The 13678-nt window shown below is 66.4% G+C and carries 14 protein-coding genes; 6 read left to right on the top strand and 8 right to left on the bottom strand.

The window, feature by feature from the left end; all coding sequences use genetic code 11:
* The first annotated feature begins 18 nt into the window (after positions 1–18).
* The gene (locus P0Y43_RS22030; RefSeq protein WP_275639384.1) at positions 19–915 is read left to right on the top strand and encodes a M23 family metallopeptidase; all 897 of its coding nucleotides are present in this window, start codon (positions 19–21) and stop codon (positions 913–915) included.
* A gap of 9 nt (positions 916–924) precedes the next feature.
* Here P0Y43_RS22030 and P0Y43_RS22025 read toward each other — a convergent pair whose 3' ends face one another.
* The 3 genes from P0Y43_RS22025 to phoB all read right to left on the bottom strand — a co-directional run bounded on the left by P0Y43_RS22025 (position 925) and on the right by phoB (position 4461).
* A complete protein-coding gene (locus tag P0Y43_RS22025) occupies positions 925–2265 on the bottom strand; it encodes a hemolysin family protein (protein ID WP_275639383.1) in 1341 nt (446 codons plus the stop codon).
* Between the two features lie 153 nt (positions 2266–2418).
* Positions 2419–3726, bottom strand: coding sequence for a phosphate regulon sensor histidine kinase PhoR (gene phoR, locus P0Y43_RS22020; RefSeq protein WP_275639382.1), 1308 nt, complete (start codon positions 3724–3726; stop codon positions 2419–2421).
* A gap of 45 nt (positions 3727–3771) precedes the next feature.
* A complete protein-coding gene (phoB, locus tag P0Y43_RS22015; protein WP_003253341.1) occupies positions 3772–4461 on the bottom strand; it encodes a phosphate regulon transcriptional regulator PhoB in 690 nt (229 codons plus the stop codon).
* Between the two features lie 173 nt (positions 4462–4634).
* Between phoB and P0Y43_RS22010 the strand changes: the two genes are divergently transcribed.
* Positions 4635–5003 carry a COG4315 family predicted lipoprotein gene (locus tag P0Y43_RS22010; protein WP_275639381.1) on the top strand — a complete coding sequence of 123 codons (369 nt, stop codon included), beginning with the start codon at positions 4635–4637 and terminating at the stop codon, positions 5001–5003.
* 94 nt (positions 5004–5097) lie between these two features.
* Here the strand turns inward: P0Y43_RS22010 and ubiA are convergent, their stop codons facing one another.
* Entirely contained in the window at positions 5098–5988 is an 891-nt protein-coding gene (ubiA, locus tag P0Y43_RS22005; protein WP_275639380.1) for a 4-hydroxybenzoate octaprenyltransferase, read from the bottom strand.
* Positions 5988–6545 (bottom strand): chorismate--pyruvate lyase family protein, encoded by a 558-nt coding sequence (locus P0Y43_RS22000; protein WP_275639379.1) that lies wholly within the window; start codon positions 6543–6545, stop codon positions 5988–5990. Before P0Y43_RS22000 ends, ubiA begins: the two co-directional genes overlap by 1 nt.
* Before the next feature lie 165 nt (positions 6546–6710).
* Between P0Y43_RS22000 and P0Y43_RS21995 the strand changes: the two genes are divergently transcribed.
* The 4 genes from P0Y43_RS21995 to P0Y43_RS21980 all read left to right on the top strand — a co-directional run bounded on the left by P0Y43_RS21995 (position 6711) and on the right by P0Y43_RS21980 (position 9094).
* Positions 6711–6878 carry a rubredoxin gene (locus P0Y43_RS21995; protein ID WP_011536423.1) on the top strand — a complete coding sequence of 56 codons (168 nt, stop codon included), beginning with the start codon at positions 6711–6713 and terminating at the stop codon, positions 6876–6878.
* Between the two features lie 36 nt (positions 6879–6914).
* Positions 6915–8063 carry an NAD(P)/FAD-dependent oxidoreductase gene (locus tag P0Y43_RS21990; RefSeq protein ID WP_275639378.1) on the top strand — a complete coding sequence of 383 codons (1149 nt, stop codon included), beginning with the start codon at positions 6915–6917 and terminating at the stop codon, positions 8061–8063.
* Between the two features lie 188 nt (positions 8064–8251).
* A complete protein-coding gene (locus P0Y43_RS21985) occupies positions 8252–8560 on the top strand; it encodes an HU family DNA-binding protein (protein ID WP_275639377.1) in 309 nt (102 codons plus the stop codon).
* Positions 8561–8719: 159 nt separating this feature from the next.
* Positions 8720–9094, top strand: coding sequence for a helicase (locus P0Y43_RS21980; RefSeq protein ID WP_275639376.1), 375 nt, complete (start codon positions 8720–8722; stop codon positions 9092–9094).
* Between the two features lie 63 nt (positions 9095–9157).
* Here P0Y43_RS21980 and P0Y43_RS21975 read toward each other — a convergent pair whose 3' ends face one another.
* The 3 genes from P0Y43_RS21975 to P0Y43_RS21965 form a co-directional block, all read right to left on the bottom strand.
* On the bottom strand, positions 9158–10561 hold the full coding sequence (locus tag P0Y43_RS21975; protein WP_275639375.1) for an HDOD domain-containing protein: 1404 nt from the start codon (positions 10559–10561) through the stop codon (positions 9158–9160).
* 80 nt (positions 10562–10641) lie between these two features.
* Entirely contained in the window at positions 10642–12720 is a 2079-nt protein-coding gene (gene recG, locus P0Y43_RS21970; RefSeq protein WP_275639374.1) for an ATP-dependent DNA helicase RecG, read from the bottom strand.
* Positions 12721–12724: 4 nt separating this feature from the next.
* The gene (locus P0Y43_RS21965) at positions 12725–13651 is read right to left on the bottom strand and encodes a hydrogen peroxide-inducible genes activator (RefSeq protein ID WP_275639373.1); all 927 of its coding nucleotides are present in this window, start codon (positions 13649–13651) and stop codon (positions 12725–12727) included.
* Positions 13652–13678: the final 27 nt, after the last annotated feature.

Below are 13678 nucleotides of genomic sequence, written 5' to 3'. Positions count from 1 at the left end.
TGTCAAAAAGCCACCATCATGCCCGCCCGCCTACTGCTGTTCTTTATCTTGCTCACGGCCTCGGCGTCGGGCCTGGCGATGACCCTCTACACCACCACCGACACCTACGGTGTGGCGTCCTATTCCTACCAACCCAGCCCCGGTGCCCGGGCCATGGCCCTGCGCGAGCCGATGGTCGAGCGCCTGGACGAGCATATTCGCCTGCACAGCGAGGCCTTTGCCGGTGGCGTGCGCTTCCTGGCGCGCAACGACCTGTTCGCCCCGGTGGAAGTGGAGTTGCGCCTGGAGCGCCTGGCCAACGCCCAGGGTGGCAATGCGCCGCGCATCGTGCGGCGGGTGGTGGCGCCGCGTTCGACCCTGCTGTTGAGCGTGGTGATGGCGCGCCCCGGCAGCCGACTGGCGTACCAGACCAAGTTCCGCCACGCCATGGGCGACCCCGCCCAGCGGCCGCAGGCCTATCGCTACCCGTTCCCCTGGCAGGGTGGGCCGTTCCGCCTGAGCCAGGGGCCGAACGGGCGCTACAGCCATTTCGGCCCCAAGGGCCGCTATGCCATGGACATCGCCATGCCCGAGGGCACGCCGATCGTCGCCGCGCGCGGTGGCGTGGTGGTGAAGGTGGAGAACCACCAGAGCGGGCGCGGCACGCACCCGTCGGGCAATTTCGTGAGGATCTTGCACGCCGACGGCACCATGGGCGTGTACCTGCACCTGATGCGCGGCTCGGTGGTGGTCGGCGAGGGGCAGCGGGTGGCGCAGGGGGCGGTGCTGGCCAAGTCGGGCAACACCGGCAACAGCAGCGGGCCGCACCTGCATTTCGTGGTGCAGCGCAACGTCGGGCTGGCGTTGGAGTCGATTCCCTACCGCTTCGACCGGCCGATTGGCGGGCTGCCGGATTTCACGGCGGGGAATCCTTGAGCCGCCGGCTCAATCGAGCTTGAGCACCTTGGCCAACACGATCTTCGGCCCCTTCATCTTCTTGATGATGATGCGCAGGCCCTCGACCTCCAGCACTTCCTCTTCCTCGGGCACGCGCTTGAGCGACTCGTACACCAACCCCGCCAGCGTCTCCGCCTCGATATGGTCCAGGTCGATGCCGAGCAGGCGCTCGACCTTGAACAGCGGCGTGTCACCGCGCACCAGCAACTTGCCCGGCTGGTAGGCGAGGATGCCGCGCTCGGCCTTGCGGTGTTCGTCCTGGATGTCGCCGACCAGCACTTCCAGCACGTCTTCCATGGTCAGGTAGCCGATCACCTTGCCGTCGGCTTCCTCCACCAGCACGAAATGCGCGCCGCCCTTGCGGAACTGCTCCAGCAACTGCGACAGCGGCATGTGCCGCGAGACGCGCTCCAGCGGGCGGGTCAGGTCGTCGAGGTCGAAGTTCTCGGGAATGTGGTCGAGGTCGGCCAGCTCCAGCAACAGGTCCTTGATGTGCAGCAGGCCGGTGAACTCCTCGCGCTCGGCGTCGTACACCGGGTAACGGCTGAACTTGTGGCGGCGGAACATCGCCAGGATCTGCTTGAGCGGCGCCTTGGCATCGAGCACCACCATGTCCTCGCGGGAGTTGGCCCAGTCGACCACCTCCAGCTCGCCCATCTCCACCGCCGAGGCCAGCACGCGCATGCCCTGGTCGCTGGGGTCCTGGCCGCGGCTGGAGTGCAGGATCAGCTTGAGCTCCTCGCGGCTGTAGTGGTGCTCGTGGTGCGGCCCCGGCTCGCCCTGGCCGGCGATGCGCAGGATGGTGTTGGCGCTGGCGTTGAGCAGGTAGATGGCCGGGTACATCGCCCAGTAGAACAGGTACAGCGGCACGGCGGTCCACAGCGACAGCAGCTCGGGCTTGCGGATCGCCCAGGACTTGGGCGCCAGCTCGCCGACCACGATGTGCAGGTACGAGATGACGAAGAACGCGACGAAGAACGAGATCGCCTTGACCAGCTCCGGCGTGTTCACGCCCAGGTAGGACAGCAGCGGCTCGAGCAGGTGGGCGAACGCCGGCTCGCCGACCCAGCCCAGGCCCAGCGAGGCCAGGGTGATACCCAGCTGGCAGGCCGACAGGTAGGCGTCGAGCTGGTTGTGCACCTTGCGCAGGATGGTGCCGCGCCAGCCGTGCAGTTCGGCGATGGACTCGACGCGGGTGGAGCGCAGCTTGACCATGGCGAACTCGGCGGCAACGAAGAAGCCGTTGAGCAGCACCAGGAACAGCGCAAAGAGAATCATGCCGAAATCGGCGAACAGAGAGGTGAGGCTGATGCCAGGGGAAGGGTCCATGATGGGGGGTTACGGGGGTCCGTCTTTGAAAAAGAAGCAGCCAATGTAGCGGCTGGGGGGTTAAAAGCAAAGGGGAGCGGTTCACCGAGGTGGCTGTGTGACCCCATCGCGGTCTTGTCCCCCGATTGGGCTGCGCAGCAGCCCCTGCGGGTCTCAGCCTTTCACCGCCGCCACTTGTGCCGGCGCAAAATGACAGGTGAACGTGCTGCCGTGCCCCGGCACGCTGCTGATCTCCAGGCGCCCGCGATGACGCAGCAGCACGTGCTTGACGATCGCCAGCCCCAGCCCGGTGCCGCCCGTGTTGGAGGCGCGGCTGGAGTCGACCCGGTAGAAGCGTTCGGTCAGGCGCGGCAGGTGCTTGGCGTCGATGCCGATCCCCGAATCCTGCACCGACAAGTGCGCGCCCTGTTCATCGGCCCACCAGCGGATACGAATGTTGCCGCCCTCCTGGGTGTACTTGACGGCGTTGAACACCAGGTTGGAAAAGGCGCTGCGCAGCTCCGACTCGCTGCCCTTGAGGCGCACGCCCGGCGCGGCCTCCAGGGTGATGTGCTGCTGCCGTGGCCCGGACAGCGCCTGGGCGTCGGCCTTGATCGACTGCAACAGCCCATCGACCAGCACCGGCTGGTTGTCCGAGGGGTAGTCGGTGGCTTCGAGCTTGGCCAGCAGCAGCAGGTCGTTGAGCAATGTCTGCATGCGCGCGCCCTGCTGGCTCATCTGCTGCAGCGCGCGGCTCCAGCGTGGGTTCACGTCCTCGACGTTGTCCAGCAAGGTTTCCAGGTAACCGGTGATCACCGTCAGCGGTGTGCGCAGCTCGTGGGACACGTTGGCGACGAAGTCCTTGCGCATCTGTTCGAGCTGGTGGATGCGGGTGACGTCGCGCACCAGCATCAGGTGCTCGTTGTTGCCGTAGCGGGTGATGTGCAGTTGCACGCGCATACGGTCGTTGATCGGCGAGGGGATCTCCAGCGGCTCGGCGTAGTTCTCGGCCTCGAAGTATTCCTTGAAGCGCGGGTGGCGGACCAGGTTGGTGACTTGCTGGCCGCCATCCTGCGGGGTCTTGAAGCCCAGCAGGGTCTCGGCGGCGCGGTTCCACCATTCCAGGTTGCCTTCGCTGTCGAGCATGATCACCGCGTCGCGCAGGGCCGCGGTGGACTCCTGCACGCGGTCGATCACCGCTTGCAGGCGGCCACGCACGCGTTGGTCGCGGCGTTGCAGGTGGTAGATGCTGTCGAACACCTCGCCCCACAGGCCATAGCCATCGGGTGGTGCCTCGTCGGGCTGGTGGTTGCCCAGCCATTCGTGCAGGCGCAGCAGTTGCTTGAGGGTCCAGCCCAGGTACAGCGCGAGGCCGATGGCCAGGCTCCAGCCGTACTGGCCGCTGACCAGCCCGCCGATCAGGCAGACGGTGGTCAGCAGCAGCAGGTGGCGAATCAGGGTCGAGTGCCAGTTCTGGTTCAATTGACAGTCCTTGTACAGCGGCGTGCGGCTTGGCTTTCGGGCTTGTCAGCTCTTGGTCGAGAAGCGGTAGCCGGTGCCCCGGACGGTTTGTACCAGATTTTCGTACGCCTCACCCAGCGCCTTGCGCAGGCGGCGGATGTGCACGTCGACGGTGCGCTCCTCGACGTAGACGTTGCCGCCCCAGACCTGGTCGAGCAGTTGGCCACGGGTGTAGGCGCGCTCCTGGTGGGTCATGAAGAACTGCAGCAGGCGGTATTCGGTAGGGCCCATCTCGGCGGGCTTGCCGTCGATGGTCACGCGGTGGCTGATCGGGTCGAGCAGCAGGCCGCCGACCTCGATCGGCGCCTCGCTGTCGCTCGGGCCGGTGCGGCGCAGCACGGCCTTCAGGCGCGCCACCAGCTCGCGCGGCGAGAACGGCTTGGTGATGTAGTCGTCGGCGCCGACTTCCAGGCCCTGGATCTTGTTGTCCTCTTCGCCCTTGGCGGTGAGCATGATGATCGGGATGTCGCCGGTCAGCTCGTCGCGCTTCAGGCGGCGGGCCAGCTCGATGCCCGAGGTGCCTGGCAGCATCCAGTCGAGCAGGATCAGGTCCGGCTTGCGGTCGACGATGATGGCGTGGGCCTGCTGCGAATTTTCCGCTTCCAGGCAGTCATAGCCGGCCATTTCCAATGCAACGGCGATCATCTCGCGAATCGGCGCTTCGTCGTCGACTATCAGAATGTTTCTGCCAACCATGCTCAAAACCTCTCCCAGGAACGGTGTCTTGGCCCGCATTAGATAACGGAATTATTGCAGCTGTGTGACAGGGCGTTGGCCGTTCTGGCGACATTGCGTGACTGGGCTAGGCTTCAGGAGGCCGCCGCGGCGGTACTCGAACGCATTCCACCCCCGATACGATGGTGATTCCAATGACACGACATACGCTGAGCTGGATGGCCCTTTTCGCTACGCTGGCACTGCCGGGGTTGGCGATGGCCCACCATGCTGAGGAAAAGGACGGCATGTGGGTCGATCACAACGGCATGACGCTGTACACCTTCGGCAAGGATGCCGGCGGCAAGTCCGTGTGCAACGGCGACTGCGCCACCAACTGGCCGCCGCTGCTGGTCAAGGATGGCGAGAAAGCCGAGGGCAAGTGGTCGCAGATCAAGCGTGACGACGGCGCGATGCAGTGGGCCTATGACGGCAAGCCGCTGTACACCTTCGTCAAGGACAAGAAAGCCGGGGACAAGACCGGTGACGGCGTGAAGGACGTCTGGCACATCGCCAAACCCTGACCTGAAGCGTGCGCGGCCTCTGTAGGCGCGAGCTTGCCCGCGATTGCGTCAGTGAATCCACCACCGCAATCGCGGGGCGAGCCCGCTCCTCCATTCAGCGCAGCGCGTAGTCCACCACCACCCCGACGAAGATCGACAACCCCGCCCAATGGTTGTGCAGGAACGCCTTGAAGCACGACTCCCGGTCCAGCCTGCGCGTCGACCAGAACTCCCAGGCAAAGCACAGCACCGCGCCCAGCAGCCCCAGGTGGAACCACCCGCCCAGCTCGAAGCGGCTACCCGCCAGCAGCAGGCAGCCCAGCGACAGCAACTGCAAGGCCAGGATGATCGCCCGGTCGGCCTCGCCGAACAGGATGGCCGTGGACTTCACGCCGATCTTCAGGTCGTCGTCGCGGTCGACCATTGCGTAGTAGGTATCGAACGCCACCGTCCACAGCAGGTTGGCGATGTACAGCAGCCACGCCGCCGCCGGCAGCTCGCCACCCGCCGCCGTGAAGGCCATGGGGATGCCCCAGGAATACGCCGCGCCCAGCACCACCTGCGGGTAATAGGTGTAGCGCTTCATGAATGGGTAGCAGAATGCCAGGGCCACGCCGCCGAACGACAGCCAGACGGTGGTGGCATTGGTGCACAGCACCAGCAGGAAGCTCACCGCAGTGAGGATGACGAACAGCAGCACCGCCTCGCGGGGCTTCACCCGACCGCTGGCCAGGGGGCGGTCGGCGGTGCGCTTGACGTGGCCATCGACCTTGCGGTCGGCGAAGTCATTGATCGCGCAGCCAGCGGCGCGCATCAGCGCCACGCCGAGGCCGAAGATCAGCACGTTGGCCAGGGTCGGCGAGCCGTTGCCGGCGATCCACACTGCCGTCAGCGTCGGCCACAGCAGCAGGTAGATGCCGATCGGGCGGTCCAGGCGGCTGAGCTGGATGAAGTCCCAGGCGCGCGGGTGCAGGCGGTTGAGCGACTTGAGCAGTTGCAGGTACATCAGCGCGATTCCTCCTTGGCCGCGTGCCACATCGCCGGCAGGAACACCTCGGCCACCAGCAGTTGCAGGCCGTCGCGCTCGAAGCGCGAGCGCCGGCCCCAGAGCCCGGCGCCGGCGACGTCGGCGGGTAGCCACGCCTGTGGATAAGTGCACACCTCGATGGGGTGGCGAATGAAGGCCTGGTCGCAGAACAGCAGCTCGCCGAGCGAGCGGTTGCCCAGGGTTTCCAAGTCCAGGCCGCCGCGCTCCAGGGCCTTGCGGCTGGCCACGCTGCGGGCGAACACCCAGGGCTGCTCATGGCCGCGCAGGTACACTTCACGCACCCAACCCTGCTCCCCGGTTGCCAGGCCCAGGGCCGCGCATTCATCGTCACGCAGCGCCTGCCAGCCCTCGAACAACGGGGTGACACGGAAGTGGTCGTGGGACAGGCGGGTCAGGCGGCGGGTCAGGGAGCCCTGGTCGAAGAGCCAGTCCAGGGTCGGTTGGGTCACGTCGTCAGCCAGCTGCGAATGCGCCAGCCACGCGACGGCGGCTGCTTGCGAGGTTTCGTACGGCACGTCGGTATGCTTGTTACAACCAGAGAGGCGGCGAGCTTAGCATGATTGCCCGGATTGCTTGCATACTGCTGGCAGGGCCGATACAAAGCCTGCCACCCGGGCGTGGCCCGGCAAAACCATAACAGCGTCACCCGCAAACCGAGCCTGAACGAGGAACCCACCCCCATGAAGAAATGGCAATGCATCGTCTGTGGCCTGATCTACGACGAAGCCGAGGGCTGGCCGGACGACGGCATCGCCCCTGGCACCCGCTGGGAAGACGTGCCGGAAGACTGGCTGTGCCCTGACTGCGGTGTCGGCAAGAGCGACTTCGAAATGATCGCCATCGGCTGATCGCCCCCGTAAAGCCCTAGTTAGAGGAAGCACGACATGACGTCCCCCGTGGTGATCATCGGTACCGGCCTCGCCGGCTACAACCTGGCCCGCGAGTTCCGCAAGCTCGACGCTGAAACGCCGCTGCTGCTGATCACCGCCGACGATGGTCGTTCCTACTCCAAGCCGATGCTCTCCACCGGCTTCGCCAAGCAGAAGGACGCCGACGGCCTGTGCATGGCCGAGCCGGGCGCCATGGCCGAGCAGCTCAAGGCCGAGATCCGCACCCACACCCGCATCAGCGGCATCGACCCGGGCCACAAGCGCCTGTGGGTTGGCGAGGAAGCCATCGAGTACCGCGACCTGGTGCTGGCCTGGGGCGCGCAGACCGTGCAGGTGCCGGTCGAGGGCGACGCGGGTGGCTTGATCTTCCCGATCAACGACCTGGAAGACTACGCGCGCTTTCGCGCCGCAGCGGCCGGTAAACGGCGCGTGCTGGTGCTGGGCGCCGGCCTGATCGGCTGCGAGTTCGCCAACGACCTGAGCCTGGGCGGCTACCAGGTCGAGGTGGTGGCGCCGTGCGAGCAGGTCATGCCGACCCTGCTGCACCCGGCGGCCGCGGGTGCGGTGCAGGCCGGGCTCGAGGGCTTGGGTGTGCGTTTCCACCTGGGCCCGGTGCTGAACCGCCTGCAACACGCGGGCGACGCCCTGCAAGCGCATTTGTCCGACGGCAGCGTGATCCCCTGCGACCTGGTGGTCTCGGCCATCGGCCTGCGCCCGCGCACCGACCTGGCCGCGGCAGCGGGCCTGCGGGTCAACCGCGGTGTGGTGGTCGATCGTGAGCTGCGCACCTCCCACAGCCATATCTTCGCCCTCGGCGACTGTGCCGAGGTCGACGGCATCAACCTGCTCTACGTGATGCCGCTGATGACCTGCGCCCGCGCCCTGGCCCAGACCCTCGCCGGCAACCCCACGGCGGTCAGCTACGGCCCGATGCCGGTCACCGTGAAGACGCCTGCCTGCCCGCTGGTGGTCTCGCCCCCGCCCGCCGGGCTTGAGGGCGCATGGCAGGTGGAGGGCGAGGGCAGCGACCTCAAGGTGCTGTGCCGCGATGCAGACGGCCAGCTGCTGGGTTACGCCCTGACGGGCACGGCGGTAATGGAGAAGTTGGCGCTGAACCGGCAGTTGCCACCGCTGATGGCGTAAATGGAGGTCGTTCTGTCGGTTTTGACCTGTTCTTACCGCGACAATGGCCACTCAGCTACTGGCGCGGCCTCGGACGGCGTGCCATTCTCACTCGCGTCTGCCGCAGATTAGAGCCTGCGGCGCCTTGAGCGCTGCTTTCGCAGGCAGCACGGCATAACAACAAAAAATCCCGTCAAAGAGGCTTCACTATGCGTAAACCAGAACTCGCCGCCGTCATCGCCGAAAAGGCCGATCTGACCAAGGAAAAGGCCAATCAGGTGCTGAACGCGATTCTCGACAGCATTACCGGTGCCCTGGACAAGGACACGGTTACCCTGGTCGGCTTCGGCACTTTCGAGAAACGCCATCGTGGTGCCCGCACTGGCAAGAACCCGCAAACCGGTCAACCGGTGAAAATCAAAGCCAGCAATACCGTGGCGTTCAAGCCTGGCAAGAACCTGCGCGACAGCGTCAATACCCCGGCCAAGCCTGCCAAGGCTGCCGCCAAGAAGAAGTGATCGAACCCTGATACTCCCCAGTGTCAATTCGAACGGGCGCCTCTGGCGCCCGTTATGCTTTCTGGGGTGGAAATACAGGGGTTTGCAGCGAACTTGCATAAAAAGTTCGAGAAAAGGCTAAACTGCGCGCCTCAGTCATTTTTTAATCGAGGCGCGTTGATGAAGTTCCGCTTTCTTCTCTGGGCCATGGGGCTGCTGATGGCCAAGGCCAGCCGCAGCAACCCGGCGTTCCAGCAGCAATTGCGTGACAAGGACCTGGTGTTCCAGATGCAGACCCTGGACGGCAAGGTCGCCCGGCATTTCATCGTCAGTGGCGAGCGCATCAGCAGCAAGGGTGGCCTGCACCCGCAACCGGCGTTCGCCATCGCCTTCAAGGACGCCGCCTTTGGCTTCGCCACCCTGCAGGCCAGCAACAAGCAGCTGGCATTCATGCAGGGGATTCAGGACAAGGCCATCCAGATCAAGGGCAACCCGGCGCTGGTGATCTGGTTCCAGGGGCTGATGAAGTACCTGAAACCGAAGAAGAAGGGCTGAGATCGGGCGGCGCCCATCGCGGGGCACGCCCGCGTCCACAGGGGGATAGGGCGCCTGCAATGCTCAATGCGGGGTGTGGAACTGCGACGCCAGCTCGCGCAGCAGCGCCTCGGCCTCCAATACCTTGCTCACCACATCCTCGGCCTTGTCGCGGGTCAGCCCCAGGCGCTCCAGCAGCGCGTCGGGAATCTCCTCCTGCGGCCCCGAACCAATGCCCCGCGAACGCAGCAGTTGAGTGGCCAGGCACACCAGGTTGGGGAAGGCGGCGTATTCGCCGTCGTAGGCCGGGTCGTGCTGGAAGCGCAGGGCGGTGGAGAGCTCTTCCGGCATGTCCCACAGCTTCATCAGCCAGGCACCGATCTGCTCGCGGCTGATGCCCAGCAGGTGCTGTTCCACGTAGCTGTGATACAGGTGCGGGTTGACCTCCAAGTGTCGGCAGATCAACGAGAAGTGCGGTGGGAACACGTGCGCCAGCAGCAGGTAGCCGAAGTTGTGCAGCAGCCCGGCCAGGTAGGTCAGGCCCGCCTCTGGGCGCTCGGCGCGCGGCATGGCGCGGGTCAGGCCCTCGATCACCGCGGCGGTGTAGATCGACTGCTGCCAGTACGGCGTGGCCTGTTGCGGGTGGTCCTTGGGCAGGCTCAGGGTCTTGCCCAAGGCCAGGCCCAGGGCCAGGTTGATCACCAGGTCGAAGCCCAGCACGCGGACGATGGCGTCTTCCACCGAGCGGATCTTGCCGGGTGAGGCGTAGTAGGGCGAGGCGGCCCAGCTGACCACCTGCGCGGCCAGCGCCGGGTCGGTTTCCACCACGCCGGTGATGTCGTCGACGCTGGCGTTGGGGTCGACACGCAGCTTGATGATCTTCTGCGCGGTATCGGCCAGTGGCGGGATCTCGATGGTTTCTTCCAGGCGTTTCTGGATGCGCCGGGCGGTGAACGCTTGCACCGCGTTGGAAATTTCCTGGGTGTCGTCATGCGGCCGGTCGAGGTTGCGCTCGATGTCTTTGACCTCCACGCCGAAATTACCAGCGCTGGCCTTGGTCAGCATGCGCTTGAAATCATCACGCTTGATTTCCAGCAGCACGCCCTTCTCGCCCGACTCGATCAGCAGGGTGTTCGCGTCGAGCAGGCTTTTCTCGTAGAGGCATGGCGAGCTGGTCAGCGCCGGAATGCCAGGCAGGGCCTTGAGCGCGTGCTTGTCGAGCATGTGCTTGAGGCGCGCCAGCGGCACCGCCACCAGCTTGCGCCCGGTCAGCTCCTCGAGGAGCTTGAGGTCCAGCAGCTGGCTCTGCGGGAACAGCACCATGAGCGCCCCGACTTCATCGTCGAGCAGAATCGCCTGAACGCGCGACGCGGCTAGCAGCTGCGGATGCTCCGCCACCTCGTGGTAGGCCACGCCGAGCTTGTCGAGCAACAGCCGGATGACCGACGGTGCATGCGGGGTTGCAGTGTCCAGGGCCACTTCAGTCATGGTCTGTATCCAATCTTTTCTTTGTAAACGCGAAGTATAACCAGCCTGAGGGCCAAGCTGGGCGCCTTATGGGACCGGCGTCACACTTGGCCATATTGCTGGCCGTGGCGCAGCCAGCGGTCGAGCAGCGGGCTGACGTGTTCGGGCCAGCGGGCCAGCAGCGCCTGCGCGGCATCGCGCACCGCCGGCAGCAGGTCGGCGTCACGCATCAGGTCGGCGACCTTGAACTGCAACAGGCCGGTCTGGCGGGTACCGAGCATCTCGCCGGGGCCGCGCAGCTCGAGGTCCTTCTCGGCGATGACGAAGCCGTCGTTGGTCTCGCGCATGATCCCCAGGCGTTCGCGGCCGATCTGCGACAGCGGCGGGTGGTAGAGCAACACGCAATGGCTCACCGCGCTGCCCCGGCCGACCCGACCGCGCAACTGGTGCAGTTGCGCCAGGCCCAGGCGCTCGGGGTTCTCGATGATCATCAGGCTGGCGTTGGGCACGTCCACACCGACCTCGATCACCGTGGTGGCCACCAGCAGTTGCAACTGGCCGGCCTTGAATTCGGCCATCACCGCGGCCTTCTCGGCGGGTTTCATGCGCCCGTGGATCAACCCCACGCGCAACTCGCCCAACGCGCTGCCGAGCTCCTCGAAGGTGCTTTCGGCAGCCTGGCAGGTCAGCTCCTCGGACTCTTCGATCAAGGTGCATACCCAATACGCCTGGCGCCCCTCGGCGCAGGCCGCGCGCACCCGTTCGACCACCTCGAAGCGCCGGCTGTCGGCCACCAGCACGGTGTTCACCGGGGTGCGGCCAGGTGGCAGTTCGTCGAGCACCGAGGTGTCGAGGTCGGCGTAGGCGCTCATCGCCAGGGTGCGCGGGATGGGGGTGGCGGTCATGATCAACTGGTGCGGGCACAGCTCACCGGCCACGCCCTTCTGGCGCAGGGCCAGGCGCTGCTGCACGCCGAAGCGGTGCTGTTCGTCGATGATCGCCAGGGCCAGGCGTTGGAACTTCACTTCCTCTTGGAACAGCGCGTGGGTACCGACCACCATCGGCACGCCGCCGGCGATCTGCTCCAGGGCGCTGGCGCGGGCCTTGCCCTTGAGCTTGCCGGCCAGCCACGCGACGTCCAGGCCGAGCGGTTCGAGCCAGCGCTTGAAGGTGATGTAGTGCTGCTCGGCGAGGATCTCGGTGGGCGCCATCAGCGCCACCTGGTAGCCGGCTTCCAGCGCCTGCAGGGCGGCGAGGGCGGCGACCACGGTCTTGCCGGCGCCGACGTCGCCCTGCACCAGGCGCATCATCGGCTCGGGCTGGCTGAGGTCGTAGGCGATCTCGTTGCCGACCCGCTGTTGCGCGCCAGTGGGGGCGAAACCGAGGTTGGCCAGGTACTGCGCGGGCAAGCGGCTGGCCTTGGGCAGCACGGGCGCGCGCAGGGTGCGCAGGCTTTCGCGCAGACGCTGCTGCGACAGCTGGTGGGTCAGCAGCTCCTCGAAGGCCAGGCGATGCTGGGCCCAGTGCTGGCCCTCGGCGAGCTCGTCGAGGTCGGCGTCGGCGGGCGGGTTGTGCAGGTAGCGGATGGCGTCGTCGAGCGGCGCCAGGTGGTAGTCGCGGGCCAGCTCGTCGGGCAGCCAGTCGGGCAGGCTGCGCGGGCCGAGCATGCCCAGGCTCTGCTGGCACAGCAGGCGCAGGCGTTGCTGGGTCAGGCCTTCGGTGGTCGGGTAGATCGGCGTGAGGGTCTGTTCCACTGGCGGCGGTGGCTCGTTGCCGTTGAGCGCGCGGTATTCCGGGTGGTAGATCTCCAGGCCCGAGGCGCCGGGGCGGGCTTCACCGTAGCAGCGCAGGTGGGTGCCGCGCTTGAGGCCTTCCTTCTGCGCGTTGCTGAAGTGGTAGAAGCGCAGGCTCAGGCTGCCGCTGCCGTCCCCCAGGCGCACCACCAGGCTGCGGCGCTTGCCCATGGTCACGTCGGCACCGCTGACCACGCCCTCGATCACCGCGTCCTGGCCGGGGCGCAACTGGCCGATGGGCACCACGCGGGTGCGGTCCTGGTAGCGCAGGGGCAGGTGGAACAGCAGGTCCTGCAGGTTCTCCAGGCCCACCTTGGCGAGTTTTTCCGCCATGGCCTCGCCGACGCCCTTGAGCTCGGTGACCGGCACCCTCGACAGCTCGGTCATGGGATCAGGCCGGTTGTTCCACGGGCGGCTTGGCCACGGAGCACAGGCGGATCGAGTCGGCGAGGATCTCGATGGCCTTCGGCCGCGGGAAGCTGGCGCGCCAGGCGATGGCCACGGTGCGGAACGGCGCGGGCGCGGTCAGCGGCCGGACCTCGATCACCCCCGGTGCGTAGTGGTGGCTGTGCACCGCCGACAGCGGCAGGATCGACACCCCCAGGCCCGAGGCGACCATGTGGCGGATGGTCTCCAGCGAGCTGGACTCCACCGTGGTGTGCTTGGCGCCTTCGCCGCCCTTGTTCAGGGTGGGGCAGGCTTCCAGCACCTGGTCGCGGAAGCAATGGCCCTCGCCGAGCAGCAGCAGGCTCTTGTCGTTGAGCATCGCGGTGTCGATGGTGTCCCGCGCGGTCCACGGGTGGTCGCTGGGCATCAGCGCGCAGAACGGTTCGTCGTAGAGGGGCAGGGTCAGCACGTCGGCCTCGTTGAACGGCAGGGCGATGATCACCGCGTCCAGCTCACCGTTGCGCAGCTTCTCGCGCAGCACGTGGGTGAAGTTCTCTTCGATGTACAACGGCATCTGCGGCGCCACGCGGTGCAGCTGCGGGATCAGGTGCGGGAACAGGTACGGGCCGACGGTATAGATGGCGCCGACCTTCAGCGGGGCGGTGAGCTGGTTCTTGCCGGCCTGGGCCAGTTCGCGGATGCCTTGGGCCTGTTCAAGGACCTTCTGCGCCTGGGCGACGATGCTCTCGCCGACCGGGGTCAGGCGCACGGCGCTCTTGCTGCGTTCGAAGATCAGCACACCCAGCTCGTCCTCAAGCTTCTTCACACCGACCGACAGGGTCGGCTGGCTGACGTGGCAACGCTCGGCGGCGTGGCCAAAGTGCTGCTCCTGGGCGAGTGTGACGATGTAGCGGAGTTCAGTGAGGGTCATAACGTGCGTCCATGAAGTTGCGGGCCC

The sequence above is a fragment of the Pseudomonas entomophila genome (genome assembly GCF_029193575.1).
Classification (GTDB): Bacteria; Pseudomonadota; Gammaproteobacteria; order Pseudomonadales; family Pseudomonadaceae; genus Aquipseudomonas; species Aquipseudomonas entomophila_G.
This window is presented reverse-complemented; position numbering and strand designations above follow the sequence as displayed.

Excerpts from the sequence above, each read along its gene's own strand:
- P0Y43_RS22030 (WP_275639384.1), top strand. The coding sequence starts at position 19 with ATGCCCGCCCGCCTACTGCTGTTCTTTATCTTGCTCACGGCCTCGGCG.
- P0Y43_RS22025 (WP_275639383.1), bottom strand. The coding sequence starts at position 2,265 with ATGGACCCTTCCCCTGGCATCAGCCTCACCTCTCTGTTCGCCGATTTC.
- phoB (WP_003253341.1), bottom strand. The coding sequence starts at position 4,461 with ATGGTTGGCAGAAACATTCTGATAGTCGACGACGAAGCGCCGATTCGC.
- P0Y43_RS22010 (WP_275639381.1), top strand. The coding sequence starts at position 4,635 with ATGACACGACATACGCTGAGCTGGATGGCCCTTTTCGCTACGCTGGCA.
- ubiA (WP_275639380.1), bottom strand. The coding sequence starts at position 5,988 with ATGTACCTGCAACTGCTCAAGTCGCTCAACCGCCTGCACCCGCGCGCC.
- P0Y43_RS21995 (WP_011536423.1), top strand. The coding sequence starts at position 6,711 with ATGAAGAAATGGCAATGCATCGTCTGTGGCCTGATCTACGACGAAGCC.
- P0Y43_RS21990 (WP_275639378.1), top strand. The coding sequence starts at position 6,915 with ATGACGTCCCCCGTGGTGATCATCGGTACCGGCCTCGCCGGCTACAAC.
- P0Y43_RS21985 (WP_275639377.1), top strand. The coding sequence starts at position 8,252 with ATGCGTAAACCAGAACTCGCCGCCGTCATCGCCGAAAAGGCCGATCTG.
- P0Y43_RS21980 (WP_275639376.1), top strand. The coding sequence starts at position 8,720 with ATGAAGTTCCGCTTTCTTCTCTGGGCCATGGGGCTGCTGATGGCCAAG.
- P0Y43_RS21975 (WP_275639375.1), bottom strand. The coding sequence starts at position 10,561 with ATGACTGAAGTGGCCCTGGACACTGCAACCCCGCATGCACCGTCGGTC.
- recG (WP_275639374.1), bottom strand. The coding sequence starts at position 12,720 with ATGACCGAGCTGTCGAGGGTGCCGGTCACCGAGCTCAAGGGCGTCGGC.
- P0Y43_RS21965 (WP_275639373.1), bottom strand. The coding sequence starts at position 13,651 with ATGACCCTCACTGAACTCCGCTACATCGTCACACTCGCCCAGGAGCAG.